The organism is Janthinobacterium sp. 75 (assembly GCF_004365495.1).
Classification (GTDB): domain Bacteria; phylum Pseudomonadota; class Gammaproteobacteria; order Burkholderiales; family Burkholderiaceae_D; genus Janthinobacterium.
The window spans coordinates 5132153-5157299 of record NZ_SORD01000001.1; the positions used below are offsets into that span (position 1 = coordinate 5132153).

The following is a 25147-nucleotide window of genomic DNA, read 5'->3' on the forward strand; positions in this document are numbered from 1 at the left end:
CCTTATTTGGTTTGCCGGATATGCCGGCGGCGGCGCAGGGTCGACACGCCGGCGATGCAGATGGCCAGCCAGCCATAGCTTTCCGCCATGGCCGCCAGCACATCGCTCAGGTAATGCGCGCCCAGGTAAATGCGGCTGAAACCCACGAGCGCCGCCATCAGGAAGGCGCCCAGCGCGATGGCGATGCGCTTGCCCCAGGCGCCCGGCGCCGTCTGGCAAATCAGGTAGGCGGCCAGCAAGCCGTACAGGGCCGTCGAGGTGGCCGTATGGCCACTGGGAAAGCTGTAGGTGCTCAGTGCCGTCGGCAAGATGGGCTCGTCAAAACTGGGCCGCGCGCGGACAAAAATGAACTTTAGCAGCAAGTTCAAAAACATGACGCCCGGCATGGTGATGAGCAGGGTAAACAGCCAGTAGGTGGCGCCCTTGCGGTGCAGATACCAGCCCAGCAAGGCGGCCAGGGTAATGGCGCCGATCACGCCATGCAGGTGCGTGATGACCAGTAGGCAACTGGTGATCCACGGCACGGCATGCTGGTTAAACCACTGCGCCACCTGCAAGTCGATCACCGTAATTTGCTGCATGCCCATCACCGCTTCGGCGATCTCGTGGAATACCACGATGGCCACCAGCATCAGGGCCACGCCGACCGTCATATGCAGGCCCAGCTCGCCCTCGGGCGACAAACGCGCCTCGACGAAGCGGCGCAGTTTCGTGGTCCAGCCCGCGGTCATGCCCATGTCATTCTTCTCTTGCAAACTGCTCTCACTTTCCGGTTCGCGGTGATGATCAAAAAAACCACACCAGTAAAAAAATACTGTTTATTCATACAGTAGCTGTGTTTTCATACAGTAGTTATGCTATTCTGATGACTCGTTCAACACATCTCCCTCAAAGGAATTGTCATGGCAACATTGAATAGCGGTTTTGGCTCACGGTTCGGCCTGGAATACGCCCCAAGCTCTTTCCTCGTCCGCATGGGCAAGCGCGAAATCCTCGTTTGCCGCGACTTCCGCAAGCGCTACTACACCGTCAATCCCTTGATCGAGTGCGGTACGGGCATCGAGCCGGGCTATGTTGAAGTGCTGCTGATGCGCCGTTGGTTGCTTATCTTATCCAAGGCGCATTAAATACGCCGTAAAAATCTACTGCGCGGCGCGATTTGCGGCCTGCGATGCTCGCTGTACTAAAGTACAGCTGCGCTTCTTAGTCACAACTCGTTGCCGCTCGCTACGATTTTTCTCGGCGTATTCCGGGGCTTTCGACACCTTGCTTGAAAGCCTCGTCCGGCCACGCCGGGAGCGCACCAGTACCGGCCAGCGGCAACGCTGGCCGACCCCTCATTACTGTGTGCGTTCCGGTGCGGCCGGACTGGCAGGTGTTTTCACTGGAAACACCTTGTCAAACATATTCGCTTCATACCACAGCGTCACGAACAGCACCATCACGACGGGGCCGATGAACAGGCCCACGAGGCCCAGGGTTTCCACGCCGCCCAGAATGCCGAACAGCACGGCCAGGAAGGGCAAGCGGGTGGCGTTGCCGATCATGCCGGGACGCACGAAGTGATCAGCCACGAACAGCACCACGGTGCCCCACGCGGCCACGCCGATGGCGGCGCCCACATTGCCCTGGAAGACCAGCAAGGCTGCGGCGCACAGATAAGCGAGCGGCGCGCCAAACGGGATAATGGCCAGGATGCCCGTGGCAAACGCCCACAGGGCCGGCGACGGCAATCCGGCGATGGCGTAGGCGATACCGATCAGCACCCCTTCGGCCAGGCCCACCAGCACCAGGCCGTTAACTGTCGCGCGTATGGCAGTGGGAATCTTTTGCGCATAGCGGCCCCAGCGTTCGGGACGCAAGAAATGGCTGCCGACGGCCGTGATCTGACGCGTCAGCGCCTCACCATCCTTGTAAAAGAAAAACAGGCACAAAAAGGCCAGGCCGAAGTCGACCAGGCGGTGGAACACGTCCGCGCCAAGGATTTTCAGTATGTCGCGCGCCGAATGAAATCCGCCCACGGCGCTGCCCGCAAAAAAGTGGCCCAGACCATGGGGCTGGCTCAGGGTGGCTAGCCACCAGTCGCCGATGGCGCTGCCCGCCAGCGGAATGTGCGCCACCCAATCCGGCATGGGCAAGCCGTTGGTATTCGCGTTGACGACGAAATTGGCCAGCACAGGCACTTCTCGCGCAGCCTGCGCCACACCGAACAGCACGGGAATGATGAAGATGCAGGCGAACACCAGGGTCAGCACGGCCGCCGCGATGATGGTGCGCTGGCCCAGAGCCGCGCGCACGCGCAGGTACAGGGGCCAGGTGGCCACGCACAGGATGCCGGCCCACACGAGCGGCAAAAAGAAACGCTGCATGACGAAGGCCGTCACGGCGATCAGGGCCAGGGAAAAGCCTGCGCTGACGATGTCGCGCTGGGTATCGCTCATACCACTCCATTCGAGCCCCGCACCGGGGATAGGGACGGGGCTTGCTTACGCGCCAGTTGCGCAGGCGTAGCGTAACACGGCGGCATGGCAATTTATACGAGGCCCAGCTCCACCGGTTTGACGCCGGCAAACACATGATCGAGTTGCGCCGGCGTCAAACCGAACGTGCGGCGCAGCAAGCCGCCCAGCACGGCGCGGTATTCATTGAGCACGGGCATGTCGCGGTTCTGGAACAAGTTCGCCTGCGAAATCGCCAGCTGTTCGCCCGCCACCTGCTTGCCCTTGATTCCGCCACCCAGCACCCAGAACACGCTGCCGTGGCCGTGATCCGTGCCGCGGTTGCCGTTTTCGCGGAAGGTGCGGCCAAATTCGCTGACCACGACGACGACGGTATTGCGCCACTCGCTGCCCATTTCCTGAGAAAACGCGGCCAGGCCACGCCCCAGCTCATCGAAGCGCCCCGCCAGGTAGCCGGTGGCACCGCCCTGCCCCACATGCGTATCCCAGCCGCCCACGTCGACGAAGCCGATGTTGTATTTGTCCTTCATCAAGCGGGCGATGCGCTGCGCTTCCAGTTCAAAGCCCTTGGTACTGATGGCGTTGCGGTTGGCCGCCTGCATCTCGCCCGTCAATTCCTTCGTCACATCGTCGCGCACGGCAAAGCCCGCGCTGACGGGTTGCTGCAAGGGTGTGCCCTTGTACATGGCGGCGATGACCTGACTTTGACGCGCATCAATCCCGGACTTGCCCACGGAGCGCAGCCCCATGTTCGGTACCTGCACACCGCCCTGGAAGATCAAGGGCAGCTGGTCCGTAAAGGAAATGGCGTGGTTGCCCTGGTTGCTATTGAGGCTTTGCGCCAGCCGGTTCAAAAAGCCCGAGCGGAAATCGCGGCGTCCGCCGATCTCCTGTCCCAGTTCGATGCTGTCCTGCGTCTCGAAATGGCTGCGCGTCAAATCCGTCGTGCCCGCAAACGGGATGAAGGCCGCCTCGCCGCCGTTGAACATGGGGTAAACGGTCTCGCGCAAGGCCGGATGCAAGGCCCAGTCGCTATTGAGGGCCAGCGCGCCGTTGTCCGCACCCGGTTTCGCAATGGCGATATTCGGCCGCGATGCATAGTAAAAATCGCTGCCGACCGGTACCAGCAGATTGTTGGCGTCATAGCCGCCGCGCAAGAAGACGAACAGCAGTCTGGCATTCGTGGCGGGCGCGGCCAGCAAGCTACCCGCGTGAGACAACAAGGGAGCGGCAGCCAGGGCTTTCAACAGGTCACGGCGGTTCATGGCAATCCTTTCAACGATGCATCATTTCTGGCGAAGAGAGCAAAAAAGTGTTCCACTCCTGCGGCGAGGCGGCCTGCTCCAGAGCCTGCCGCGTGGCGGAACTCAAAGCCGGCTGCAGCGACTGGTAATACAGGGCGCTGGCCAGTTGGGGAAACGCTATCTTTTCCTGCTGCTGCGGGCCCTCCGTCTTGAACAGGCCGGCGCTGCCCGAGCCGATGGTGCGGGCGATATCGAAGCGCGTCGTCATCTGCCCGGGGCTGGCCCAGGATGCATCCGTCAAGGGGTAGCCGTCCGGCGTCTGGCGCCCGTACAGGGGCTGGCCCATGCGCGAGAGCCAGTTCAGCATGGGACCCGCGTTCAGGATGGGCTTGTCGTCATAGCTGAGGCGCACGGCCGACACCACATAATGCATGGGGTCCTTGAATTTCTTGCCCAGCGATTGCCTGAACTCCGGGCTGCTGAACATGGTCTGCAGCACGTCGGCGATCATGCCATCGCTTTTCTGGAAGGTAGCCGCCATGCGCGCCACCAGCGGCTCGGGCGGATTGTCGCCGACGAAATACTGCGCCAGCTTGCCGCTGATAAAGTGCGCGGTGGCGGGACTACGGCTGAGGCGGTCCAGCGCTTCATCGAGCTCGGCCAGTCCCCTGCCCTTCACCGTTTGCCCGAGAAATTGTTTATCGCCGTAATCGTGGCGGTTCGGATTGAACTCGAACAAGCCCCGGCGCACATATTGCGACTGCAGCGCCGGCTTGACTTTCGGCGTATCCGGTCCCAGGTTGACGCCCACCCCCGTCAGGATGCGCGCCAGCTCTTGCACGTCAGCCTGGCTGTAGCCGCCGTTGACACCCAGCGTGTGCAGTTCCATCAGCTCGCGCGCATAGTTTTCATTGATGCGCTTGACGGCATTGGCTTCATTGTCCAGGTAGCGCAGCATGGCCGGATGGTGGACGGTTGCGCCCAGCAAGTCGCGAAATTTCCCCAGGGCATGTGGCGCGATGGCGTTCGCCTCATAATCGCCCACCATGGCGCGCAAGTTGTGCTTGCCCTGGTGCACGCTGAAATGGTTGAGCCAAAACCAGCTCAGCTGCTGTTGCAACTGGTTGGTCGAATACACGTCGAGCAGCAGGGAGCGCGTGGCCGCCTCGCGCGCCAGGCGGTTGAGTTCCTGCTGGTACTCCTTTTGCGCCTGCTGCTTCGCCATGTCGTCCATCACGCCGGCCGACTCCTTGCGCTTTTGCTCCATGGATAGCACCAATTGATCCAGCGGCACCTGGCTGATGGTCATGGCGTCGATTTGCGCGGCGATAGCCGGCGGCAAGGCTGCTTTTCGTGGATGCAACTGCGCCTGCAGGTAGGCGTTCCAGCCTTGCGCCTGTACCTGGCGCACGCTGCCCCCATTCACGCCCCAGCTGACCCGTTCCAGCATGGCAATGTCCTGCGCGGAACTGGTCTGCGCACGAGGATCGGACTGGACGGCAGGTCCGGTTGCGGCGCAGCCGGCCAGCAAGAGCAGGGAAATCAAGGTGGTCGGCAATAATCGGGGCGGGGTCATGGCGGTCCTTCAAGCGGTTTCATGCAGAATGCTTGAGGGTACGCCCAGGTTGACCCGCACATGATTGCCATTTGCAACGAGTTGTAATCAAAGATGTTATTTTAATAATTCTGCACACTTGTCGCGCAGGAAATCGCGCAGCTGCAGCACCAGCGGCGTCACCTGGGCCCGGTGCATGCACAGCAGCTGCAAGGGCGTGGCTTCGCCCGCCACCTCGGGCAGCAGCACGTGCAGGCGGCCCGCCGCCACATCCCCAGCAACGTCGAGCCGTGATTTGTAGGCGATGCCCAGGCCCGCCACGGCCCAGCGCCGCACCAGCTCAGCATCGTCCGCGCTGCGGTTGCCGCTCACTTGGACGGTAACTTGCTCGCGCTGGGGCAGGCGGTAAAAGGTCCAGCGGTCGTGCATGCCGTCTTCCAGCGCGAAGCGCAAACAATTGCGCTGCGACAAGTCTTCCAACGCCAGCAGGGGGCCATACTCGCGCAGGTACGCGGGAGAGGCCACCAGCACTCTGTCGTTGGCCGGCGCGATGGGCATGGCGATCATGCTTGAATCGTCCTGCTGCCCGTAACGCAGGGCAATATCGACTTGCTGGCGCACCATGTCGGCCACCCGGTCGCTGACGCTGAGCTGGTAGTGCAGCTTCGGGTGGCGCGACTGGAATTCGTCCAGCCAGCCCAGCATCAGGTTGCGCCCCAGGTCCGAAGGCATGGCAATTTTCAAGGTTCCGCCGAAACTGTCCTTGCCTGCCAGCAGCGCATCGTGGCCCGCGCGCAGCAGGCGCAGCGCTTCGCGCGCGTGCTCGAGGTATTGCGTGCCTTCCGGCGTCAGGCTCAGCGAGCGGGTCGTGCGGGTCAGCAGGCGCAAGCCCAACTCCCCTTCCAGGCGCTTGACGGCGGCGCTCGCCAGCGCAGGCGAAATGCCGATCTCGCGCGCGGCCGCCGACAGGCTGCCCCGGTCGGCCGTGCGCACAAACACCTGCAAGTCATCGAGTCGCAGCAATTTTCAGCATTCCTTTGAAAGTGTTTCGGTACGCGCCCTCTTTTTCCTGAGCGCGAAAGCAACCATCATACGTCATCGCCTCCCCACTCTTGACCAAGGATTAGCATGAAAGCCATCGCCTACCACCACAGCCTGCCCATCACGGATGAAGATGCCCTGCTCGACATCGAGCTGCCCACGCCCGTCGCCACGGGGCGCGACCTGCTCGTCTCAGTCCAGGCCATCTCCGTCAACCCCGTCGATACCAAGGTGCGCAATAACCGTGCACCAAAAGATGGCCAGCCGGAAGTGCTGGGCTGGGATGCGGCCGGCGTCGTCACCGCCGTCGGCCCCGACGTGACCCTGTTCCAGGTGGGCGACAAGGTCTGGTACGCGGGCGCCATCAACCGCCCCGGCAGCAACAGCGAATTCCAGCTGGTCGACGAGCGCATCGTCGGTCACATGCCGGCCAGCCTCGATTTCGCTGCGGCCGCTGCCCTGCCCCTCACAAGCATTACAGCCTGGGAATTGCTGTTCGACCGCCTGCAGATCAGCCGCGACAAGATTCTGACGGGCAAGTCCCTGCTGGTGATCGGCGCGGCCGGCGGTGTCGGCTCCGTGCTGGTGCAACTGGCGCGGCAATTGACGGGTGTCACCATCATCGGCACGGCCTCGCGCGAGGAAACGGCCGCCTGGGTCACGGACCTGGGTGCACACCACGTGATCGACCACAGCTTGCCGCTGGCGGGGGAAATCACGCGCCTGGGCTTGCCACCCGTCGATTATGTGATCAGCCTGAACCAGACCGACAAGCATTTCGACCAGATCGTCGAATTGATCGCGCCGCAAGGCAAGTTCGCCCTGATCGATGACCCCGAGCACGTCGACGTGCGCAAGTTCAAGGGCAAGAGCGTGTCGCTGCACTGGGAACTGATGTTTACCCGTTCGCTGTTCCAGACGGCCGACATGGTACGGCAGCATGAATTACTGGAAGAACTGGCGCAGCTGGTGGATGCCGGCATCATCAAGACAACCCTGGCCGAGCGCTTCGGCAGGATCAACGCGGCAAATCTGAAGCGCGCGCACGCCCTGCTGGAAAGTAACACAGCAAAAGGGAAAATCGTGCTGGAAAATTTCCAGTAATCAGGTAATCAAAATGGCCCGGAAATCGTTGACATTCGTCAAGGTCGGGCCCGTGATTACACTATCTCCCAGCGCCTGGAAGAAGCCGTGGCCATCGTTCTTGTCGAGGCTGTCGCGGGGCTTGATGCCCAGCGCCCAGGCGCGCTGCAGGGTGTCGGGCGCCAGGACCGCGCCAGCGATGTCTTCCTGGCCGTCGACGCCATCCGTGTCGCCCGCCAGCGCGTGGATGCCTTCCTGACCTTCCAGCGCGATACCCAGCGCCAGCAGGAATTCCACGTTGCGCCCGCCGCGGCCTTTGCCGCGCACGGTGACCGTCGTTTCGCCGCCCGACAACAGCACGCACGGGGCGGGGAACGGCTGGCCCCGCAAGGCCGTTTGCAGCGCGATGCCAGCCATGACTTTCCCCACGTCGCGCGCCTCGCCTTCCAGGCTGTCGCCCAAGATATACGCCTTGACGCCGGCCGCGCGCGCCACGCTAGCGGCCGCTTCGAGCGCCATCTGCGGCGTGGCGATCAGGGTCGTCTGCGTGCGCGCCAGGCGGGGGTCATCAGGCTTGACCGATTCGCCGCGCCCGCTTTCCAGCGTTGCTCGTATGCTGTCCGGCAAGTCCATGCCATAGCGGCGCACGATGGCCAGCGCATCCTCGCAGGTGGTGGCGTCGCCCACGGTGGGGCCGGAAGCGATATCGCCGAGCTTGTCGCCGGGCACGTCGGAAATGGCCAAAGTGATGACTTGCGCCGGATGGCAGGCGGCCGCCAGCCGGCCTCCCTTGATGGCAGACAAATGCCGGCGCACGCAATTCATTTCGCCGATGGTGGCGCCCGATGCCAGCAGCGCGCGGTTCAAGGCTTGCTTGTCTTCCAGGCTGATGCCATCCAGCGGCAAAGCCAGCAGGGAAGAGCCGCCGCCCGAAATCAGACACAGCACGGTATCGTCGGGCTGCAAGTTGGCGACCAGGTCAAGCATGCGCTGCGCTGCCTGCATGCCGGCAGCATCGGGAACGGGATGCGAGGCTTCGACGATCTCGATGCGTTCACACGGCACGGCATAGCCGTAGCGCGTGACGACCAGTCCCGACAGCGGCCCCGGCCAGTGCCGTTCCACGGCTTGCGCCATGGCGGCCGACGCCTTGCCGGCGCCGATGACGATCAAACGCCCCTTGGGCGCGGGCGGCAGATGGGGCGGTATGCAGTGCGATGGCTGGGCCGCCGCGATGGCGGCGTGGAACATGGCTTGCAGCAAGGCGCGCGGCACTGGGGGCGTCGTCATTGTGTTCTCCTCGGGTATCCGATCCCGATCATAGCAGGGCCGACGCTGCCCGCGCCAGCGGGTGCCAAATTGCTTGGCAGCTAGAATAGCGTCTTGAGCACATCACAGGAATACCATGAGCGACGCCATCGAATGGACCAGTCTTGCCCGCACTTTCGGGCTGTTTACCGTCACGGCCGTGGCTGAACTGCTGGGCTGCTACCTGCCCATGCTGTGGCTCAGCAACAAAGGCAGCGCCTGGCTGCTGTTGCCGGCCGCCATCAGCCTCTTGATCTTCGTGTGGCTGCTGACCTTGCATCCAGCCGCCAGCGGCAGGGTGTATGCCACGTATGGCGCCATCTATATCGCCACGGCCCTGGGATGGCTGTGGCTGGTCGACGGCATCACGCCCGCCTGGACGGACATCGCGGGCGTGGGCCTGGCCCTGGCCGGCGCCGCCGTCATTGCCATGGGGCACAAGGCGGCTTGATGTGCATCAGGCACCATGCGCGCGGAAATTCGTTTCCGCCGACCATGCCGCGCTGGCGCGGGCCAGCAACACGGCTTCGCCATCGGCCAGCCAGTCGTCCGCATCGGCGATCTTCCACATGGCTTGCAGCAGCTTGCGGCGCAGATCCGGGTCATCGATTTCATCGAGCAGGCTGTCGATCACGCCATTGGCCAGCTGCACGGCCCCATGCACGGTCGACGTCAGCATGTCGTCGCACAAGTCTTGCAACAGTTGCTGAAAAGTGGCTGGCGCCAGGTCGATATGCTCGAGAATCTTGCTGCGGTGCATGGCTTGCAGCTCGGCGCTGGCCAGGTTGCCGTCGACTACCATCATCAGGGCCAAAATACGGCCCGCTGCCTGGGGACTGTTCATTTCATAGGTACGCATGATTTTCTACTTTCTCAGTTACTTAATTAAAAAGCGTTAACAAGCGCGCCACCGCCTTGCGGGGCGCGCCGTACTGCTGTTTATTTCTTGTCGCTGCGGGTGATGAATACGCTCGCCACGCAGCTCGATACGATCAGCACTGCCACCACCAGCAACGAAGCTTCCACCGGCACGTGGTACCACGGCATGATCAGCATCTTGGCGCCGATGAACACCAGCACCATCGCCAGGCCATATTTGAGCATGTGGAAGCGGTCAGCCACGTCCACCAGCAGGAAGTACAGGGCCCGCAATCCCATGATGGCGAACAGGTTCGACGTGAAGACGATGAACGGGTCCGTCGTGATGGCGAAGATCGCCGGGATCGAATCGACCGCGAACACCAGGTCCGTCACCTCGATCAGGATCAGCACCAGGAACAGCGGGGTGACATAGCGCAAGCCACCCTTTGCCACGAAGAAACGCTCACCATGGTCGCCGTCCGCTACCCGCAAGTGGCGGCGGGCAAAGCGCAGCACGGGGTTGTTCGCCACGTCCGGCTCTGCATCGGCCGCCACCAGCATGCGCATGCCGGTAATCAACAGGAAGGCGCCAAACAGATACAGCACCCAGCTGAACTCGCTTACCACCCAGGCCCCGGCCATGATCATCACGGCACGCATGACGATCGCGCCCAGCACGCCGTAAATCAACACGCGGCGCTGGTACTGGATCGGCACCTGGAAGGCGCTGAAGATCAGCAGGAAGACGAACACGTTATCGACCGACAGCGCTTTCTCGATCAGGTAGCCGGAGAAAAATTCCAGCGCCTTCTGGTTGGCGATCTCGGGACCGGCCGTACCGTTCAGATACCACCACAGGCCGCCGTTAAACAGCAGGGCCAGGCTGACCCACACCAGCGACCAGGTCGCCGCTTCCTTGACACTGACCTTGTGCGCCTTGTTGCCGCCGAAGACGAACAGGTCCAGTGCCAGCATCACCAGGACAAAGGCGATGAAGCCGGCCCACATGGGTGCCGTCGCAATACTTTCCAGGCCGTTCATCGGTGGCCTCCGCAACTGTCTGTCTCTATCCTGATGCCCATGGCACTCTCCTTGCATGAATTGAGCAGCCATCATAGTCTGAATATAAACATCGAACAAATCGAATATAATTGACGAATACATCGAAAAAATCGATGTATTTATTTCAGGGAAAAGTATGTCCACACTTAACTTCAAGCACTTGCGCTATTTCTGGATGGTGGCCAAGACGGGCAGCATCGCCCGCGCGGCCGAACAGCTGCACCTGACGCCGCAATCGATTTCCGGGCAGCTCAGCGAGTTTGCCGACACCCTGGGCGTGGAATTGTTCCGCCGCAGCGGGCGCCAGCTGGAATTGACGGATACGGGCCGGCGCATCCTCAGCCATGCCGAAAGCATTTTCAGCACGGGTGACGCATTGCTGGAAATCGTGCGCGACCAGTCGCGCACGGCGACGACGACGTTTCGCGTGGGCTGCGCCGATTCCGTGTCGAAACTGATTGCCTGCCGCCTGGTCGCGCCCGCGCTGGGCCTGGCCGAACCGCTGCGCATCATTTGCCGCGAAGGGCGGCTGGCCAGCCTGCTGGCGGACCTGGCCGTGCACCGGCTCGACCTGATCATGGCGGACCGGCCCATGCCTGCCCATTTGAGCGTGCGCGGTTTTAACCATTTGCTGGGCGAAAGCGGCATGACCCTGTTCGGCACGCCAGCCCTGGCCGCCACCCTGACTGGAGGCTTCCCGCAATGCCTGGATGGCGCACCGCTGCTGCTGCCCGGTGAAGACTTCGCCATTTACGGGCGCTTGCTGCAGTGGCTAGGCGACAATCATCTGCACCCGCGCATCGTCGGCGAATTTGACGACAGCGCCATGATGAAGGCCTTCGGCCAGTCCGGCGCCGGCCTGTTTTTCGCGCCCACCGTCATCGCGCCCCAGGTCTGCGAACAGTACGCCGTGATGGCGCTGGGCCGGGTCGACAGCCTGGTCGAGCAAGTCTACGCGATCACCACGGAACGGCGTTTGAGCCACCCGGCCACCATCGCCATCAGCCAGAGCGCGCGGCACGAACTGTTCGTGTAAGCCTGTTCAGTCGCTGACCACGATTTTGCCCGGCTGCCCGCCCCGCTCCTGCAGCGCATGCGCGCGCCGCAAGGTGGCCGCGTCCATGGGCGACAGGCGCTGCTGCAGCGTGTGGCGCAGCACGCCCTCGTCCAGCAGTGCCGCCACGCGGGTCAGGATGCGCTGCTGTTCCTGCATATCGCCGGTGGCGTACAAAGGCCGCGTAAACACCATTTCCCAGTGCAGGGAAATGCTCTTGCCCTTCAGCGGCGCCGCATCAAAAACATCGTGGTCATCGATGACGGCCAGCTTGCCGTGCGGCGCGATCAGCGCCACCAGTTCCGCGACATGCTGCGCCGTATGCGACAGGGCGGCGATATGGTGCACGGGAGCCACGTCCAAGGCCGCCACCTGTGCCGGCATGGGCAGCGCATGGTCGATCACGTGATGCGCGCCCATGGCCCGGCACCAATCCGCGCTGTCCTTGCGCGAGGCGGTGGCGATCACGGTCAATCCCGTCAACTGGCGCGCCAGCTGGATCAGCAGCGAACCGACGCCGCCCGCGCCGCCCAGCACCAGCAGGCTGCCCCGTGGCTGCCGGTCGCCGGGCGTGATGGCAAAGCGCTCGAACAGCAGCTGCCACGCCGTCAGTGCCGCCAATGGCACGCTGGCCGCCTGTGCACAATCCAGGGTCGCCGGCATGCGCGCGGCAATGCGCTCGTCGACCAGGTGGTATTCGGCGTTCGCGCCCGTGCGGTCGAAGGAGCCCGCGTAATACACGGCCTGTCCCGGCGCGAACAGGGTGACCTCGCTGCCGACGGCATGCACCATGCCGGCCGCATCCCATCCCAGGGTCACGACACGCTCCGGCACGTTCACAAGCCCCGCGCGCACCTTGGTGTCGAGCGGGTTGACGCCCACGGCGCGCACTTGCACCAGCACCTCGCGCGGGCCCGGCACAGGCAAGTCTCCCATCATGTCGAACAAGCCATCGTTCTCCTCCAAGCTACTGCCCTTCCTGAATCCAATCATCTTCATTGCATGCTCCCTGCAGTTAAAAGCCCATGGTAAGCAGCCACGCGACAAAGAAAAATATGCTTCAATGCGTTTCACACCTGACCAAACTGTCATGAATCATGCAAAAGCAGAATACCGATAACCTCTCCGGCGTGGCCCTGTTCGTGCAACTGGCACAGGCGGGCAGCTTTGTCGCCGCCGCGCGCCAGGCCGGCATTTCGCCGTCGGCCGTCAGCAAGAGTCTGGCGCGCCTGGAGCAACGGCTGGGCGCGCGCCTGTTCCAGCGCAGCACCCGCCAGCTGAGTCTGACGACCGAGGGCAAGCTCTTTCTCGCGCGCAGCGAGACCATCCTGGCGGAAATGCAGGTGGCGCAGGAGGAGCTGGCGGGCACTCTGGCGCCGCGCGGCCGTCTGCGCCTGGGCTTGCCGGAACTGGGCGGCCTGTTCCTGTCCGCGCTGGCCGAATTTTCCCGGCAGCACCCCGCCATCGCCCTGGACCTGGACTTTTCCGACGCGCTGGCCGACGTCGTCGGCGATGGCTTCGACGCCGTCATCCGCATCGGCGCGCCCCGCGATTCGCGCCTGGCAGCCCGCAAGCTGGGCCAGTTCCGCTCCTGCCTCGTGGCCTCGCCCGCCTACCTGGCGCGCCACGGCACGCCCAGCCATCCTCTTGAGCTGCACCAACATGACTGCCTGCACTACCGTTTCCGCCACAGCGGCAAGATCGAACAGTGGCAGCTGCGCCAGGAGGCGGACGCTGCGCCCCTGGACTTGCCCGTGTCGATGGTGTGCAACAACGTCGATGCGCGCCTGCACTTCGCCCGGCAAGGCCTGGGTATCGCCTGGCTGCCCGACTTTCATGTGCGCGGCGCGCTGGCCGAAGGCAGTCTGGTCGAGGTGCTGAAGGACTACGCGATCACCGATCATCGGGCCCACAGTTGCTGGCTGCTGTGGCCGTCCGGGCCGCACCTGGCGCCAAAAGTGCGGGCGCTCGTCGATTTCCTGGCCGAGGCAGGCATTCTGTTGCCAGCCGCCCACGGATCAGGCGCATGAAATACATTTGCACAAATATATCGATATAATGGCAAGTCTCCCCGACGCCCTGCGCGCCCTACCCTGGACTTGCCGCAATGAAGCACTTGCACGACATCCCCTCTGCCTTCAAGCATGAATTTGCCAACCCGCGCCTGTGGTGGTCGCGCGCCGTCGTCGTCGGCATGGCCGCCATCGCGGGCCTCGTCGTCGTCGGCTTTACGTGGCTGGCGGAGGAAGCACTGGACCTGTTTCTCTTTTTTAACGGCAAAGCCTGGTGGTTCGCCCTGCTGTGGACACCAGCCTGCGCCGCCTTGCTGGTCTGGCTGACGCGCCGCTACGCCATGGGCGCGGCCGGTTCCGGCATCCCGCAAGTGATGGCCACCCTGGACCCGGCCGTGGCGCCCGAGCAGCGTTCGCTGTTCGTCTCCCTGAAGCTCAGCGCCGCGAAGATCGTCCTGACGGCGGGTGGCTTGCTGGGGGGATTGTCACTGGGGCGCGAAGGGCCGTCCGTGCAGATCGCCGCCGGCGTGATGCTGGCCGCGCGCCGCTGGCTGCCCCGTCACTCGCAGGTGAGCGCCCATTCACTGCTGGTCGCGGGCGGCGCGGCCGGCATCGCGGCCGCCTTCAATACGCCGCTGGCAGGCGTCATGTTTGCCATCGAGGAGCTGTCGCGCTCGCCCGAGCAGCGCAACAGCGGCCTGATCGTGGCAGGCATCGTGCTGGCCGGCATGATGGCTGTGTCGATCCACGGCAACGCTACCCACTTCGGCATCATCCACCCCGGCCCTATCGGCCTGGCGCTGGCCTTGCCCGGCTTGCTGGTGACCCTGGTGGCGGGCGTGGCCGGCGGCCTGTTTGCGCGGCTGCTGCTGGCCTCCGCCCGGGGCAATCCGCTGGGACGATTGTCCGCGTGGAGAAAAGGCCGGCCCGTGCTGTTCGCCGCCATCTGCGGTCTGCTGGTGGCAGCCATCGGCATCGCCAGCCATGGCGCCACCTTCGGCAGCGGCACCGTGGCCACGCGCGCCATGCTCGATGGCGCCAGCGACGCCTCGCCCGCCTTTGTTGCCTTCAAATATGTGGCCACCTGGCTGACCGTCTGGTCGGGCGTGCCGGCAGGCATCTTCGCGCCCTCTCTGGCCATCGGCGCAGGCATCGGCCACGATATCGCCGTGCTGCTGCACTACCCGCACGCGCCTGCCCTGATCGCGCTGGGCATGGTGGGTTTCCTGGCCGCCGCCACGCAAGCGCCGCTGACAGCTTTCATCATTGTCATGGAAATGGTCGACGGCCACGGCATGGTACTGAGCCTGATGGCCTGCGCCGTGGTGGCCAGCACCGTGTCGCGCGTGCTCAGCGAACCGCTGTACGGGGCGCTGGCGCAGTTGCAGCTGCAACGGCTGCCGGCGCCACCCAACTAAAAATGGCTGCAGGGGCGCAGCAAACGGCCCTGCTGCCAGGCGCAGAGGGTGCGCGTGCCGCCCTCGCCCCAGCTGCGCTCCAGGCCGTGCTTGCGACCGTCGACATACTCGACGGCGTGCAGTGGCGTGCCATCCTCGCGCCAGCTTTGCGTGCTCAACATGACGCCATCCTCGAACAGGATTTTCTGGTCCAGCTGGCCATTCGCGAAATATAGCAGCGACCAGCCCTGCGGCTTGCCATGCAGGAAATTGAGGCGCGACTTTTCACGGCCATCCGGCCACCACGTCTGGTGCAGGCCGTTGCGCTGGCCTTCCAGATACGGCCCCCGCTCAGCCAGCCTGCCATTCGGATGAAACGCTTGCGCCTCGCCCGACAGCACGCCATCGGCAAAATGCGCGCGGTTGCTCACCTGGCCATGGGCATCAAAGCTCAAGTATTCGCCATCGGCGGGCTGGCCCGCCTGGTACCGCAATTCACGGCTCAGCTGGCCATTCGCATGATAATGGCTGTGCAAGCCCTCGAACTCGCCGTCGCGGTAAGCCTTGCGGCTCTTCACCACGCCGTTCGCATGGTACTCGACGCTCACGCCGTCGAAATCGCCCTCCCCGTTGCGCTCTTCCAGCAGGGCCAGCTGGCCATCGGCGAAATACACGCTGCGCTGGTAGGCGTAGCGGGGCGACGCCACGTCGGCGTCCAGCAGCCAGGCATCCATGTGCAGCTTGCCTGGCGGCTGCGCGAAATGCAGCTGCCAATGCCAGGCCTGGCGGGCCGCATCATGGCGCAGCGGCGCACGCTGCTCGTACACGGCCGCAGCGGGTACGGCGGGCTGGTAATCCGCGTCGAAATGCAGGGTGGCCGGCGATTGCCCGGAAGGCAAGGCCAGGATGGCCGACTCATTGGCCATGGAAATGATGGGAGAACTGGCCAGGACGGTGGCCAGCAAAACGGGTATGACTATCTTCAATGCGAACTCTCATCAACGGTGCGACAGCGCCGATGATAATGGCAAGCGGGGCAGTCCCGCCACACGCTTGCCCCTGGATTACATGGTGAAAGGAAACGGCTGCATGCCCGCCTGCCTGTCATCGGGGGCGACCACGGCCAGCAAGGCGTTCAAGCCCTGGTTCAGGTGCGCCAGGCTGTCGGGGTCCAGCTGGGCCAGCGCGCTGGGCAGCAAGCCGCGGGCCGGCTGCGGCGCGCCGGCGATCACGGCCTGGCCCTCCGCCGTCAAGGTCAACGTGACCACGCGCTGGTCGGGTTGGTCGCGCGCCTTGCGCACATAGGCTTTTTTCACCAGCGCATCGACCAGGTTGCTGGCCGTCGTCTGGTGGATGGATATCTTGCTGGCCAGCTCGCCCATGCGCAAGCCTGGCTGCTCCAGCAATTCCTGCATCACCCACAATTGCGCGCCCGACACGCCACATTGTTTCTCGATCTGTGCCGAGTGCCGCTGCGCCGCGCGCATGACGACGCGCATGTTTTGCAAGGCCATGCCTTGCGCCTTGGCCATCGCCGAACCTTCCGCTTCCACCACCATTGCCTCCAGTTATCCTGCCGGCTTCACGCCTGCTGGCGGGCCGGAATCCGTACATGATACCTGCAAAGGCGGGCGGCCCTCTACTGCCTATAGCCCGGCAGGCACTGGCGCTCCGGCCTGCCAAGCCTTCTCCCATACCTGTTTTCCCAGCTTGTCCCAGCGGCGCTCGATGCCCTGCTTCTTGCCATGCTCATACGGCACGAGCTGCAGCAGGCTGCCGTCGCTGGCCCAGACTTGCAGCAAGCCATGGCGCTGGCCATCGCGCATGGGGATGACCTTGGCGCGCACGCCATTGTCATGCCATTGCGTGACATCGCCCTGCTCGCGCCCCTGCGCGTCCTGCTGCCAGGCGATCGACGGCTTGCCATTGCTGCCCCACTTCTGCATGCTGAGCAGCTTGCCCTTGCGGTACATTGCCTTTTGCGCCAGCTGGCCATTGTCATGGCTTTCAAATGACCAGCCATCGGCTTCGCCATCCACCCAGACCTTGCGGGCGAGCACCTTGCCATCCTCGGCCAGGGTGAGGAACTCGCCATCCTGCTTGTCATTAATAAAATGACTACGCTGGAACAGTTTGCCATCGGCGTAAAACACTTCCTGCACGCCATGCATCTTGCCGCCTTTCAGGAAGGCGTGGCTGCTCATCTTGCCATTCGGCCCGTATGACACGTACTCGCCATCGGCCATCTGCTTGCCGTGGTAGCTGATGCGGTTCATCAGCTGGCCATTTTCATGGTAATTCTCGGAGGTGCTGTCGCGCCCGTTCGGCAGCAGGGTCACGCGCTGCTTGACCTGCCCGTTGGCATAGAATGACGCGCCACCGGTCAGCACATTGCCCTTGGCGTCCAGCCTCTCATCGCGGGCCAGCTGTCCATTCGGGTAATACCACTTGCGCAGGTGGACGAACGTGGCCTGGCGCAAATCAAGGTCCGTGGCGTAGGTTTCCAGCGCCACCGTGCCCGGCGCGTCGGGAAACTCCAGCAGCACGTGCCAGGCGCCCAGCGCCTCGTCGCGCACGGGCGCCGTGCGCAGCGCATACGCGGCGTGGCGCACGTCGCTCGCCGCATAGTCTTCGTCCAGGTAGATGCTCTTGTCCTGCGCTTGCTGCTGCCACTGTGCCGCAGCCTGCTGTTGCTCCTGTGTCTGCTCCTGCGCCGCCAGCGGCAGGGCCGTCATGAGCGCCCCCAGCAGCGCCAGGCGCACGGTCCGCATGGTCTGTCGATAAGGCATGTGATCCCCTACTTCGCCGCCACCGGCTGGCCATCCTGCCACGCCTGTTCCAGCACCAGCTTGCCGGCCTTGTCCCACTGGCGCTCGATGCCGTGCTTCTTGCCGTGTTCGTACGGCACGATCTGCCGCAGGCTGCCATCGCTGTACCAGGTCTGCAGCAAGCCGTGGCGCTGGCCTTTGACAAACGGTGTCACGCTGGCGCGCAAGCCGTTGGCATGCCAGTCCGTCGTGTCGCCGTGGTCGCGCCCATGTGCGTCTTTTTGCCACGCAAAATTGGGCCGGCCACTCGGCTCCCACGTTTGCAAGCTGAGCACGGCACCTTTCCGGTACAGCGTTTTACTCGACACGACGCCATTGCCATGGCTTTCAAACGACCAGCCGTCGGGCTGGTCGTGCACCCAGACGGTCCTGGCCAGCAGGCTGCCGTCCTTGGCATAGGTGACAAACTCGCCCTCGCGCTTGCCATTCACAAACTGTCCCCGTTGGAACAGCTTGCCATCGTCATAAAACGATTCCTGCACGCCATCCATCTTGCCATTGCGTTGATACGAGCGGTGGCTGACGGCCCCGTTCGCGGCATACGACACTTGCTCGCCATCGGCCATCTCGTCATCGTGATACAGCGTCTTGTACGCCAGCTGGCCATTCTCGTGATACGTTTCCGAGATGCTGTCGCGCCCGTTCGGCAACGCGGTCACCCGCTGCTGGACCTGGCCATTCTCGAAGTACACGCAGCCGCCCAGCAGCTCCTCGCCCTGGGCATTGAAATAGGTTTCGCGCAGCAGCTGGCCATTCTCGTAGTAATGCTTGCGAAAGCGCACGAACCTGACCTGACTCAAGTCCAGGTCGGTGGTGTAGGTTTCAAAGGCCAGCGCACCCGGTGTGTCGGGAAATTCGAGCCGCACATGCCAAGCGCCCAGCGCCTCGTCGCGCACGGGCGGCGTGCGCAGCGCATATACGGCACGGCGCTGGTTGCTGGGCATAAAATTTATATCCAAATACATGGTGTGGTCTTCCTCCTGTAAGGTTGGCGTTGGCGCCGCCGACTGTTCCTGCGCTGCCAGCGGCAGGGCTGCGCCCATGCCCAGCGCGGCAGCCAGCAGCCAGCGCATCGTCTGTTGTATGTGCATTGAGTTCCGTTGCAATGTTATTGTGCGGCTGCAATCATAATGGAAAGCAACGTTTTCCCCCGTCACGAAAGAAATCCATGCACTTGCCCGCGCCCCCTGGCGACACCCAGATACTGGACATCATCGATGCCTGGATCGCCGACCTGGCGCGCGGCGATTACGCGTGCGCCCATGCGCGCACGGCGCACGACGCGTATTACGGCTGGACGCCGGCGCTGCTACGCGCCGTGATCGAAGGTTATGGTTCGCCGGAGCCGTATGCGGATGGCACGGTATATCGCGTCACGCCGGCGGCAGAGGCCAGCGGCACGCGGCAGGAGCGCTGCGTCGAGCGCCCGGCCAGCCAGGACGGCGGCGCGGAGCTTGCCGAAGCGCGCCATTCCCTGCCCCTGAATGGCGTTTGGTCCGATCTCACCGCCACGTTTCGTGTGGAGAGCACGGCGCTGGGCGCCAGGCTGGTATTACAGGAAATTCACGTGTTCTAAGCCGCGCCATCCTTGACAGGCGACAACTGGCTTGCATGCAGGCGCGCATACGCGCCGCCCTGTTGCAGCAAGGCGGCATGGCTGCCCGATTCCACCAGGCGCCCGCCCTGCATGACGACGATGCGGTCGGCGCTTTCGATGGTGGACAGCCTGTGGGCGATGACGATGGTGGTGCGCTTGCGCATCAGCACTTCCAGCGCCGCCTGCACCTGCCGCTCCGACTCCGTGTCCAGCGCGCTGGTGGCTTCGTCGAGCAAGAGGATAGGCGCGTCCTTGTACAGGGCACGCGCAATGGCCAGGCGCTGGCGTTGTCCGCCCGACAGGCGCGAACCGTTCTGGCCAGCCTGCGTTGCATAACCTTGCGGCAACTGCATGATGAAGTCGTGCGCGTAGGCGGCGCGCGCCGACGCTTCGATGCGGGCCATGTCCGGGGCCGGGTCGCCATACGCGATATTCGCCGCCATCGTGTCGTTGAACAAAATCACATCCTGGCTGACGAGGGCGAACTGGCGCCGCAGGGCCAGCAAGGCGTAGTTGCGCACGTCGACGCCGTCGAGCAGGATCTGGCCGCCGCTGACGTCGTAGAAGCGCGGCAGCAAGCCCAGCAAAGTCGTCTTGCCCCCGCCCGAGCCGCCCACCAGGGCCACCGTTTCGCCGGCGCGGATGTCGAGCGTGATATCGCTCAAGGCCGTGGGCGCATCGGGATCGTCACTGTTGTAGCGGAATTGGACGCTTTGCAGCGACAGATTGCCTTGCACGGCCGCCGGGGCGATGCTGCCCGGGTCCGGTTCCAGCGGCGTGTCGATCAGGCCGAAGACGGATTCGGCCGCCGCCAGGCCCCGTTGCAGCGGTTCATTGATCTTGGTCAAATTCTTGATCGGCGACTGCATCGCCATCAGCGCGCCCATGAAGGCAACGAAGGCGCCCGGCGTGATGGCGCCGCTTTGTGCGCGCAGCATGGCGAAATAGATCACGGAAGACAGGGTAATGCCGACGAGCATCATGATGAAGCCGGAATTCATGGCCGAGGTGGCTGCATGCTTGACGGCCAGCTGGCGGTTGCGCTTGACGACGTCGACGAAGCGCGCCTGCTCATAATCCTGCCCGCCGAAGATTTTCACCACGCGCTGGCCGGCTATGCTTTCGTCCAGCACGGAGGTCAGCTCGCCCACGGCTTGCTGCGAACTCTTGCTCAAATGGCGCATGCGCCTTCCGGCCAGGGTCACGACGATGGCCACGATGGGCATCGACGCCATGCAGAACAGGGCCAGTTTCACATCGATGCTGAACAACAGGATCAGGTAGCCGATGGTGGCGACGGAGTCGCGCACCATCACATTGAGCACGTTCAAGCCCGCCTGCGACACCTGGCTGGCGTCGAAGGCCACGCGCGACTGCGTCAAGCTGGTGGTGGTGGTATCGAAAAAGCGGCTGGGCAGACGCATGATGGTGGCGAACATCTTTTCGCGCAGGTCGGCCTGCACACGGCTTGATAGCCATACGGAACCGTAATCGCCGGCAAAACTGGACACCATGCGCAGCACGGCCAGCCCCAGAATGGTGGCGGGGATGACCCACAAGTCCACCTGCCCTGCCTGCGCCGGCAGGAAACGGTCGACCCAGCCCTGCAGCATGCCCATCACGCCGGACGCAGGCGCGACCTGTGCGCTGGCCGTCGTGCGCATGGCGTCAACGACGTTTTGTAGCTGGCGGATTAACAACACATCGGTGGCGGACGCCACGCCCACGGCCAGCAAAGTGGCGGCAACGATGGCGCCGTAGCGGCGAAACTGGCCGACCAGGCGGAAAAACAGGAGGCGACTTTGCTGCATGCAGATGGTGAAAGTGAAGGTAAAGCGTGATTCTAACCGCTGCAACACTTACTTATGAGAAAGTCTTCGCCTTGCCGGTACAGATCGCCGGCAAGGGCAGTCCCGCGAGAGCAGGGAATCAGGACTTCGCCACTTTCCAGGCGGCCGTGCCGGCTTTGCAGACTTTCAGCTTGAGGGTTTGTTCCTGACCCTTGGCGCTCAAGCCCACCTGCACCTTGCGGCAGGTTTGCGCATCCGTCTTTTCCGTGTCGCTGGCCGTAATTTCGGCGGCGATGCGCACGGAATTGCGCAAGCCTTCATTACTCCATTGCACGGTTTCGCCATCCTTCTTGTCATTGAGCACGTCGGTGACGGCTTTCACGAAGACAGGCTTGTCGTTCTTGTTCAGGTAAGCCATCGGCGTGTCGGCCAGGAAACCCAGCCCGACGGCGGAAGCGGATGCGCTGAAGACGACGCTGCCAAATACCAGGGCGGACAGCAATGTAGCGGGACGAATACGCATGGAAAACTCCTTGTCAAGTAATAATCGGGAATGGCCGGCGAAATACCCATTGCCAGCAATGCATCGATGCCAGGCACATAATAGATCGCCGACGACAGCGCAGTGGAAATATCCAGCAGCCTGTCCTTGTTGGTGACGCCATCATAGCCTACGCCACACATTTGCCGCAGCATGCCCATGGTCACCGTGCTATCGCAGCACAAAACGACAACCATGACGCCCGCCTCGCCGGCCATCCGCACCGGAGGCCAGGCCTGCATGCAAGAGGCGAGCTTTAGCAGCCGCGACGGCTGTGTCGGCGACACGGCCGATGCCGTGCCGTCGGCGCACTGAGGAACAGAACGTTGGCAAGCCGGCACGCCTGCCGCATAATGCGGGCATGTTCAAACTGACTTTTCTAGGCACGTCTTCCGGCGTGCCCACGCGCCACCGCAACGTCACGTCGCTGGCCCTGCAAACCACGCACAACCGCGACTGGTGGATGATCGATTGCGGCGAAGCCACACAGCACAGGCTGCAGCGCCTGCCCTTGTCCGTGCACGACCTGGTGGGCATCTGCATCACCCACGTGCATGGCGACCACAGCTATGGGCTGCCGGGCTTGCTCGCCAGCGCCTCCATGACGGGGCGCAAGAAGCCCTTGCTGCTGATCGCGCCGACCGCCATCAAGGCCTGGATCGACGCGACCCTGCTGCACACGGAACTGTTCCTGACGTATCCGCTGATCCACATCGACGTCGACAGCGCGCAAGTGGTCCACCAAGAGGCGGGCTTGACCATCGAGCGCCATGCGCTATCGCACCGCGCACCTAGCGTGGGCTACCGTTTTGCGCTGGAGACGAGCAGGTGGAAGCTGGACAAGGCCGCCCTGCAGGCGGCTGGTGCGCCGCCCGGCCCCGCCTGGGGGCTCTTGCAGGCGGGCCAGGATGCGCGACTCGACGATGGCACGGTCTTGCACGCCGCCACTTTCCGCCAGATGGAAACGCAGCGCGCCACGGTGGTGATCGGCGGCGACAACGACACGCCAGCGTTGCTGGCAGAGGCTTGCGCGGACGCGCAGTTGCTCGTACATGAAGCCACCTACACGGAAGCGATGCTGCAAAAAGTAGGCCCCGGTCCCACGCACAGTTCCGTGCAGCGCGTGGCGCAGTTTGCCGAAGCGGTGCGCTTGCCGAACCTGATCCTCACCCACTTCAGCGCCCGCTATCACAATGCGGACGGCATGGCCGAACTGGAAGCGGAAGCGCGGCTGCATTACTCGGGTGAACTGTTCCTGGCGCGCGACTTCGACAGTTATGAGATCGATGCGGCGGGCGTGCTCACCAAGTTGGCGGCAAAATCGTCGTTCAGTGGGGATTGACGCCGTACTGCGCCGCATACTCGGCCGCCAGCGCGCGCGCCGCCTGCTGCTGTGAGGGCGTGAGGATTTCCAGCAACTGGTCGCGGTTCTTGACCGACTGCGCGCTGCCCGCCTCGGCCGGCATGGCGATCCATGCATACGCTTGCACGTAATCGAGTTCCACGCCCTGCCCTTGCGCGTACAGCAAGCCATATTCATTCTGCGCCGACAGGGAACCGGCTTCGGCCGCCTGCTTGTACCAGAACGCCGCCTCGGCAAAGTCTTGCGGTACACCATCGCCCTTGCGGTACGCCTGCGCCAGGTTGAATTGCGACTGGCCATCGCCCGCCTCGGCCGCCTGGCGTCCATAGGCCAGCGATTGCGCGATGTCTTGCACGACGCCATCCCCGCTCGCATACATCAAGGCCAGATTGGCCAGCGAGGGCGGAAAACCCGCTTGCGCGGCCGCCGTGAACAGTTCTACCGCCTTCGGCAAATTTTGCTCGACGCCATGTCCCTGGTAATACAGGCTGGCCAATAAATGCTGGCCGGCAGGATCGCCCGTGCGCGCGGCCGCGTCGAATTGCTTGAATGCTTCGGCGTGATGACCGTCGTTATAAGCGAGGATGCCCGCTTCATTAAAAGATTCGGGAGAGGATGTCATAAGAATTCCTTAATCGGGGATTTTTGGGCATTGTACACAGCACTGTTCCGCGCAGAATGCACGATAGGGAATGGTGTGGCATATTGCCCAAACCATGCAGTATGATCACTCTCCGCCTGATGCAATCGGGGCATTGTGCCTCAATGCCCGCCCACGAATATCGCCATGAAATTGATTGCTCTGCTTTTATCCCTGATTTCCACCTCGGCTTATTGCGGCACGCTGCACCTGGACAAAGCCGCGACAGGCAAAGTGCGGCAAGCCGCCGATATCCGCTATGCGAATCACGATGAAAAACAGACTTACCAGCTGAAAATCGGGAAGCAATGGATACCTGGCAGTTGCAGCAGCAGCGGCACGGGCAATTTGCACGCGCTGCTGCTGGACATGAATTTCGACGGCCATGCCGACCTGTGGGTCACCGGCTACACGGATAGCCAGGGACGCGTCCGCTGTTCCGATGTGTGGCTATGGGATGCGCAAGCGAAAAAATACAGTTTCAACAAACCATTATCAGCAATTCCGAATCTGGACATCAGCATTGCAGATCAAGGAATCGCGGGCGGCATCGCCAATTGCGGCTGCGCGGCACAATGCTTTTATGAAGACAGCTATGCCTGGCAGGCGAACAGATTAATTGCCATCGCCCGGCGCGAGCAGGATTGCGAGCGCTATCGGGAGTATCGCTTGAATGAAAAAAATGACTTGATACTCGTCAAGGATGAAATCATCGATAGCGGCAATCCAGGCCAGCAGGCCATCGAAAATACCAAAGTAGTTGACTGGCAGCGCCATGCGCAAATCATGCGCAAACCCTGGGAGTAAATCCCTCAATTCCATCCCACCATTCACGCACACATGACGACACATCCCGCTTCCATCACCTTCCATGCCGCCAATGCGGACGATACAGCCGCCTTCATCGCATTGCGCGGCAAGACGCGGCAAAACGCCATTTCCAGTGAACGCCTGGCCGAGGTGGGCATCACGGCCGAATCCTGGGCCGAGATGATGCGCTCGGGCAGCCTGCCCGGCCAGGTCTGCCACCACGACGGCCAGCTGGTCGGCTACTGCTTTGGCGAGCGCGACACGGGCGAAATCATCGTCCTGGCCCTGCTGCCGGAATTCGAAGGACTGGGCATCGGCAAGACCTTGCTGGAGGGGATCATGGCGCAGCTGCGCGCGCAGGGCCATCAACGGCTGTTCCTCGGCTGTTCCAGCGACCCCGCCTCGCGCTCCTACGGCTTTTACCGCTACCTGGGCTGGACCGCTACGGGCGAGACGGACAAGTATGGCGACGACGTACTGGAGTTTCGCTTTCCGGCCTAGC

The 25147-nt window shown here is 63.2% G+C and carries 27 protein-coding genes; 11 read left to right on the top strand and 16 right to left on the bottom strand.

Annotated features, from left to right (window positions below):
- Window positions 1-2: 2 nt before the first annotated feature.
- Window positions 3-737: a phosphatase PAP2 family protein gene (locus C8C89_RS23345; RefSeq protein ID WP_133992797.1), complete on the bottom strand. Its 735-nt coding sequence runs from the start codon at window positions 735-737 to the stop codon at window positions 3-5.
- A 165-nt stretch (window positions 738-902) separates the two neighbouring features.
- On the opposite strand from C8C89_RS23345, the gene C8C89_RS23350 reads away from it, so the two are divergent.
- On the top strand, window positions 903-1127 hold the full coding sequence (locus tag C8C89_RS23350) for a hypothetical protein (protein WP_010396348.1): 225 nt from the start codon (window positions 903-905) through the stop codon (window positions 1125-1127).
- Between the two features lie 213 nt (window positions 1128-1340).
- On the opposite strand, the gene C8C89_RS23355 is transcribed toward C8C89_RS23350, so the two are convergent.
- The 4 genes from C8C89_RS23355 to C8C89_RS23370 all read right to left on the bottom strand — a co-directional run bounded on the left by C8C89_RS23355 (window position 1341) and on the right by C8C89_RS23370 (window position 6281).
- Window positions 1341-2441, bottom strand: a complete 1101-nt coding sequence (locus tag C8C89_RS23355; RefSeq protein WP_133992799.1) for an AI-2E family transporter — start codon at window positions 2439-2441, stop codon at window positions 1341-1343.
- Window positions 2442-2533: 92 nt separating this feature from the next.
- Entirely contained in the window at window positions 2534-3724 is a 1191-nt protein-coding gene (locus C8C89_RS23360) for a DUF1501 domain-containing protein (protein WP_133992801.1), read from the bottom strand.
- Between the two features lie 10 nt (window positions 3725-3734).
- Window positions 3735-5279, bottom strand: coding sequence for a DUF1800 domain-containing protein (locus C8C89_RS23365; protein WP_133992803.1), 1545 nt, complete (start codon window positions 5277-5279; stop codon window positions 3735-3737).
- Between the two features lie 96 nt (window positions 5280-5375).
- On the bottom strand, window positions 5376-6281 hold the full coding sequence (locus C8C89_RS23370; protein ID WP_133992807.1) for a LysR family transcriptional regulator: 906 nt from the start codon (window positions 6279-6281) through the stop codon (window positions 5376-5378).
- Window positions 6282-6386: 105 nt separating this feature from the next.
- On the opposite strand from C8C89_RS23370, the gene C8C89_RS23375 reads away from it, so the two are divergent.
- Window positions 6387-7403: a zinc-binding alcohol dehydrogenase family protein gene (locus C8C89_RS23375; protein WP_133992809.1), complete on the top strand. Its 1017-nt coding sequence runs from the start codon at window positions 6387-6389 to the stop codon at window positions 7401-7403.
- On the opposite strand, the gene C8C89_RS23380 is transcribed toward C8C89_RS23375, so the two are convergent.
- Window positions 7404-8672, bottom strand: a complete 1269-nt coding sequence (locus tag C8C89_RS23380; RefSeq protein WP_133992811.1) for a glycerate kinase — start codon at window positions 8670-8672, stop codon at window positions 7404-7406.
- Between the two features lie 115 nt (window positions 8673-8787).
- On the opposite strand from C8C89_RS23380, the gene C8C89_RS23385 reads away from it, so the two are divergent.
- The gene (locus tag C8C89_RS23385) at window positions 8788-9141 is read left to right on the top strand and encodes a YnfA family protein (protein WP_133992813.1); all 354 of its coding nucleotides are present in this window, start codon (window positions 8788-8790) and stop codon (window positions 9139-9141) included.
- A gap of 6 nt (window positions 9142-9147) precedes the next feature.
- On the opposite strand, the gene C8C89_RS23390 is transcribed toward C8C89_RS23385, so the two are convergent.
- Window positions 9148-9549 carry a TerB family tellurite resistance protein gene (locus C8C89_RS23390; protein WP_243858205.1) on the bottom strand — a complete coding sequence of 134 codons (402 nt, stop codon included), beginning with the start codon at window positions 9547-9549 and terminating at the stop codon, window positions 9148-9150.
- An 80-nt stretch (window positions 9550-9629) separates the two neighbouring features.
- A complete protein-coding gene (locus C8C89_RS23395; RefSeq protein WP_035826186.1) occupies window positions 9630-10592 on the bottom strand; it encodes a TerC family protein in 963 nt (320 codons plus the stop codon).
- 157 nt (window positions 10593-10749) lie between these two features.
- Here C8C89_RS23395 and nhaR point away from each other — a divergent pair, with 157 nt between their 5' ends.
- The gene (nhaR, locus tag C8C89_RS23400) at window positions 10750-11649 is read left to right on the top strand and encodes a transcriptional activator NhaR (protein ID WP_101480337.1); all 900 of its coding nucleotides are present in this window, start codon (window positions 10750-10752) and stop codon (window positions 11647-11649) included.
- Window positions 11650-11655: 6 nt separating this feature from the next.
- Here nhaR and C8C89_RS23405 read toward each other — a convergent pair whose 3' ends face one another.
- On the bottom strand, window positions 11656-12666 hold the full coding sequence (locus C8C89_RS23405) for a zinc-binding alcohol dehydrogenase family protein (protein ID WP_133992815.1): 1011 nt from the start codon (window positions 12664-12666) through the stop codon (window positions 11656-11658).
- Window positions 12667-12764: 98 nt separating this feature from the next.
- On the opposite strand from C8C89_RS23405, the gene C8C89_RS23410 reads away from it, so the two are divergent.
- Both C8C89_RS23410 and C8C89_RS23415 read left to right on the top strand, forming a co-directional pair.
- Window positions 12765-13697, top strand: a complete 933-nt coding sequence (locus C8C89_RS23410) for a LysR family transcriptional regulator (protein WP_133992817.1) — start codon at window positions 12765-12767, stop codon at window positions 13695-13697.
- Between the two features lie 77 nt (window positions 13698-13774).
- Window positions 13775-15097 (top strand): chloride channel protein, encoded by a 1323-nt coding sequence (locus C8C89_RS23415; RefSeq protein WP_133992819.1) that lies wholly within the window; start codon window positions 13775-13777, stop codon window positions 15095-15097.
- Here the strand turns inward: C8C89_RS23415 and C8C89_RS23420 are convergent.
- The 4 genes from C8C89_RS23420 to C8C89_RS23435 form a co-directional block, all read right to left on the bottom strand.
- On the bottom strand, window positions 15094-16062 hold the full coding sequence (locus C8C89_RS23420) for a toxin-antitoxin system YwqK family antitoxin (RefSeq protein ID WP_133992821.1): 969 nt from the start codon (window positions 16060-16062) through the stop codon (window positions 15094-15096). The genes C8C89_RS23415 and C8C89_RS23420 overlap by 4 nt on opposite strands.
- A gap of 78 nt (window positions 16063-16140) precedes the next feature.
- Entirely contained in the window at window positions 16141-16635 is a 495-nt protein-coding gene (locus C8C89_RS23425; RefSeq protein ID WP_101480332.1) for a MarR family winged helix-turn-helix transcriptional regulator, read from the bottom strand.
- Window positions 16636-16722: 87 nt separating this feature from the next.
- The gene (locus C8C89_RS23430) at window positions 16723-17865 is read right to left on the bottom strand and encodes a toxin-antitoxin system YwqK family antitoxin (protein ID WP_133992823.1); all 1143 of its coding nucleotides are present in this window, start codon (window positions 17863-17865) and stop codon (window positions 16723-16725) included.
- Between the two features lie 8 nt (window positions 17866-17873).
- Window positions 17874-18995 carry a toxin-antitoxin system YwqK family antitoxin gene (locus C8C89_RS23435; protein WP_133992825.1) on the bottom strand — a complete coding sequence of 374 codons (1122 nt, stop codon included), beginning with the start codon at window positions 18993-18995 and terminating at the stop codon, window positions 17874-17876.
- Between the two features lie 77 nt (window positions 18996-19072).
- Here C8C89_RS23435 and C8C89_RS23440 point away from each other — a divergent pair, with 77 nt between their 5' ends.
- On the top strand, window positions 19073-19480 hold the full coding sequence (locus C8C89_RS23440) for a hypothetical protein (RefSeq protein ID WP_133992827.1): 408 nt from the start codon (window positions 19073-19075) through the stop codon (window positions 19478-19480).
- Here C8C89_RS23440 and msbA read toward each other — a convergent pair.
- Together msbA and C8C89_RS23450 are read right to left on the bottom strand one after the other, a co-directional pair.
- Window positions 19477-21312 (bottom strand): lipid A export permease/ATP-binding protein MsbA, encoded by a 1836-nt coding sequence (gene msbA, locus C8C89_RS23445; RefSeq protein ID WP_133992829.1) that lies wholly within the window; start codon window positions 21310-21312, stop codon window positions 19477-19479. The genes C8C89_RS23440 and msbA overlap by 4 nt on opposite strands.
- Before the next feature lie 118 nt (window positions 21313-21430).
- On the bottom strand, window positions 21431-21814 hold the full coding sequence (locus C8C89_RS23450) for a hypothetical protein (protein ID WP_133992831.1): 384 nt from the start codon (window positions 21812-21814) through the stop codon (window positions 21431-21433).
- Window positions 21815-21991: 177 nt separating this feature from the next.
- Between C8C89_RS23450 and C8C89_RS27090 the strand changes: the two genes are divergently transcribed.
- Together C8C89_RS27090 and C8C89_RS23455 are read left to right on the top strand one after the other, a co-directional pair.
- Window positions 21992-22147 carry a hypothetical protein gene (locus C8C89_RS27090; RefSeq protein ID WP_166674835.1) on the top strand — a complete coding sequence of 52 codons (156 nt, stop codon included), beginning with the start codon at window positions 21992-21994 and terminating at the stop codon, window positions 22145-22147.
- Window positions 22148-22193: 46 nt separating this feature from the next.
- Window positions 22194-23174 (top strand): ribonuclease Z, encoded by a 981-nt coding sequence (locus C8C89_RS23455; RefSeq protein ID WP_133992833.1) that lies wholly within the window; start codon window positions 22194-22196, stop codon window positions 23172-23174.
- On the opposite strand, the gene C8C89_RS23460 is transcribed toward C8C89_RS23455, so the two are convergent.
- Window positions 23161-23817: a tetratricopeptide repeat protein gene (locus C8C89_RS23460; RefSeq protein ID WP_133992835.1), complete on the bottom strand. Its 657-nt coding sequence runs from the start codon at window positions 23815-23817 to the stop codon at window positions 23161-23163. The genes C8C89_RS23455 and C8C89_RS23460 overlap by 14 nt on opposite strands.
- Before the next feature lie 165 nt (window positions 23818-23982).
- Here C8C89_RS23460 and C8C89_RS23465 point away from each other — a divergent pair, with 165 nt between their 5' ends.
- On the top strand, window positions 23983-24642 hold the full coding sequence (locus C8C89_RS23465) for a hypothetical protein (RefSeq protein WP_133992837.1): 660 nt from the start codon (window positions 23983-23985) through the stop codon (window positions 24640-24642).
- 33 nt (window positions 24643-24675) lie between these two features.
- Window positions 24676-25146 (top strand): GNAT family N-acetyltransferase, encoded by a 471-nt coding sequence (locus C8C89_RS23470; RefSeq protein WP_101480322.1) that lies wholly within the window; start codon window positions 24676-24678, stop codon window positions 25144-25146.
- Window position 25147 lies beyond the last annotated feature (1 nt).

Bases quoted from the DNA above. Each gene is read 5' to 3' on its own strand.
- C8C89_RS23345 (WP_133992797.1), bottom strand. From the start codon at position 737: ATGGGCATGACCGCGGGCTGGACCACGAAACTGCGCCGCTTCGTCGAG.
- C8C89_RS23350 (WP_010396348.1), top strand. From the start codon at position 903: ATGGCAACATTGAATAGCGGTTTTGGCTCACGGTTCGGCCTGGAATAC.
- C8C89_RS23355 (WP_133992799.1), bottom strand. From the start codon at position 2,441: ATGAGCGATACCCAGCGCGACATCGTCAGCGCAGGCTTTTCCCTGGCC.
- C8C89_RS23360 (WP_133992801.1), bottom strand. From the start codon at position 3,724: ATGAACCGCCGTGACCTGTTGAAAGCCCTGGCTGCCGCTCCCTTGTTG.
- C8C89_RS23365 (WP_133992803.1), bottom strand. From the start codon at position 5,279: ATGACCCCGCCCCGATTATTGCCGACCACCTTGATTTCCCTGCTCTTG.
- C8C89_RS23375 (WP_133992809.1), top strand. From the start codon at position 6,387: ATGAAAGCCATCGCCTACCACCACAGCCTGCCCATCACGGATGAAGAT.
- C8C89_RS23380 (WP_133992811.1), bottom strand. From the start codon at position 8,672: ATGACGACGCCCCCAGTGCCGCGCGCCTTGCTGCAAGCCATGTTCCAC.
- C8C89_RS23385 (WP_133992813.1), top strand. From the start codon at position 8,788: ATGAGCGACGCCATCGAATGGACCAGTCTTGCCCGCACTTTCGGGCTG.
- C8C89_RS23390 (WP_243858205.1), bottom strand. From the start codon at position 9,549: ATGCGTACCTATGAAATGAACAGTCCCCAGGCAGCGGGCCGTATTTTG.
- C8C89_RS23395 (WP_035826186.1), bottom strand. From the start codon at position 10,592: ATGAACGGCCTGGAAAGTATTGCGACGGCACCCATGTGGGCCGGCTTC.
- nhaR (WP_101480337.1), top strand. From the start codon at position 10,750: ATGTCCACACTTAACTTCAAGCACTTGCGCTATTTCTGGATGGTGGCC.
- C8C89_RS23405 (WP_133992815.1), bottom strand. From the start codon at position 12,666: ATGAAGATGATTGGATTCAGGAAGGGCAGTAGCTTGGAGGAGAACGAT.
- C8C89_RS23410 (WP_133992817.1), top strand. From the start codon at position 12,765: ATGCAAAAGCAGAATACCGATAACCTCTCCGGCGTGGCCCTGTTCGTG.
- C8C89_RS23415 (WP_133992819.1), top strand. From the start codon at position 13,775: ATGAAGCACTTGCACGACATCCCCTCTGCCTTCAAGCATGAATTTGCC.
- C8C89_RS23425 (WP_101480332.1), bottom strand. From the start codon at position 16,635: ATGGTGGTGGAAGCGGAAGGTTCGGCGATGGCCAAGGCGCAAGGCATG.
- C8C89_RS23430 (WP_133992823.1), bottom strand. From the start codon at position 17,865: ATGCCTTATCGACAGACCATGCGGACCGTGCGCCTGGCGCTGCTGGGG.
- C8C89_RS23435 (WP_133992825.1), bottom strand. From the start codon at position 18,995: ATGCACATACAACAGACGATGCGCTGGCTGCTGGCTGCCGCGCTGGGC.
- C8C89_RS23440 (WP_133992827.1), top strand. From the start codon at position 19,073: ATGCACTTGCCCGCGCCCCCTGGCGACACCCAGATACTGGACATCATC.
- msbA (WP_133992829.1), bottom strand. From the start codon at position 21,312: ATGCAGCAAAGTCGCCTCCTGTTTTTCCGCCTGGTCGGCCAGTTTCGC.
- C8C89_RS23450 (WP_133992831.1), bottom strand. From the start codon at position 21,814: ATGCGTATTCGTCCCGCTACATTGCTGTCCGCCCTGGTATTTGGCAGC.
- C8C89_RS27090 (WP_166674835.1), top strand. From the start codon at position 21,992: ATGGTCACCGTGCTATCGCAGCACAAAACGACAACCATGACGCCCGCC.
- C8C89_RS23455 (WP_133992833.1), top strand. From the start codon at position 22,194: ATGTTCAAACTGACTTTTCTAGGCACGTCTTCCGGCGTGCCCACGCGC.
- C8C89_RS23460 (WP_133992835.1), bottom strand. From the start codon at position 23,817: ATGACATCCTCTCCCGAATCTTTTAATGAAGCGGGCATCCTCGCTTAT.
- C8C89_RS23465 (WP_133992837.1), top strand. From the start codon at position 23,983: ATGAAATTGATTGCTCTGCTTTTATCCCTGATTTCCACCTCGGCTTAT.
- C8C89_RS23470 (WP_101480322.1), top strand. From the start codon at position 24,676: ATGACGACACATCCCGCTTCCATCACCTTCCATGCCGCCAATGCGGAC.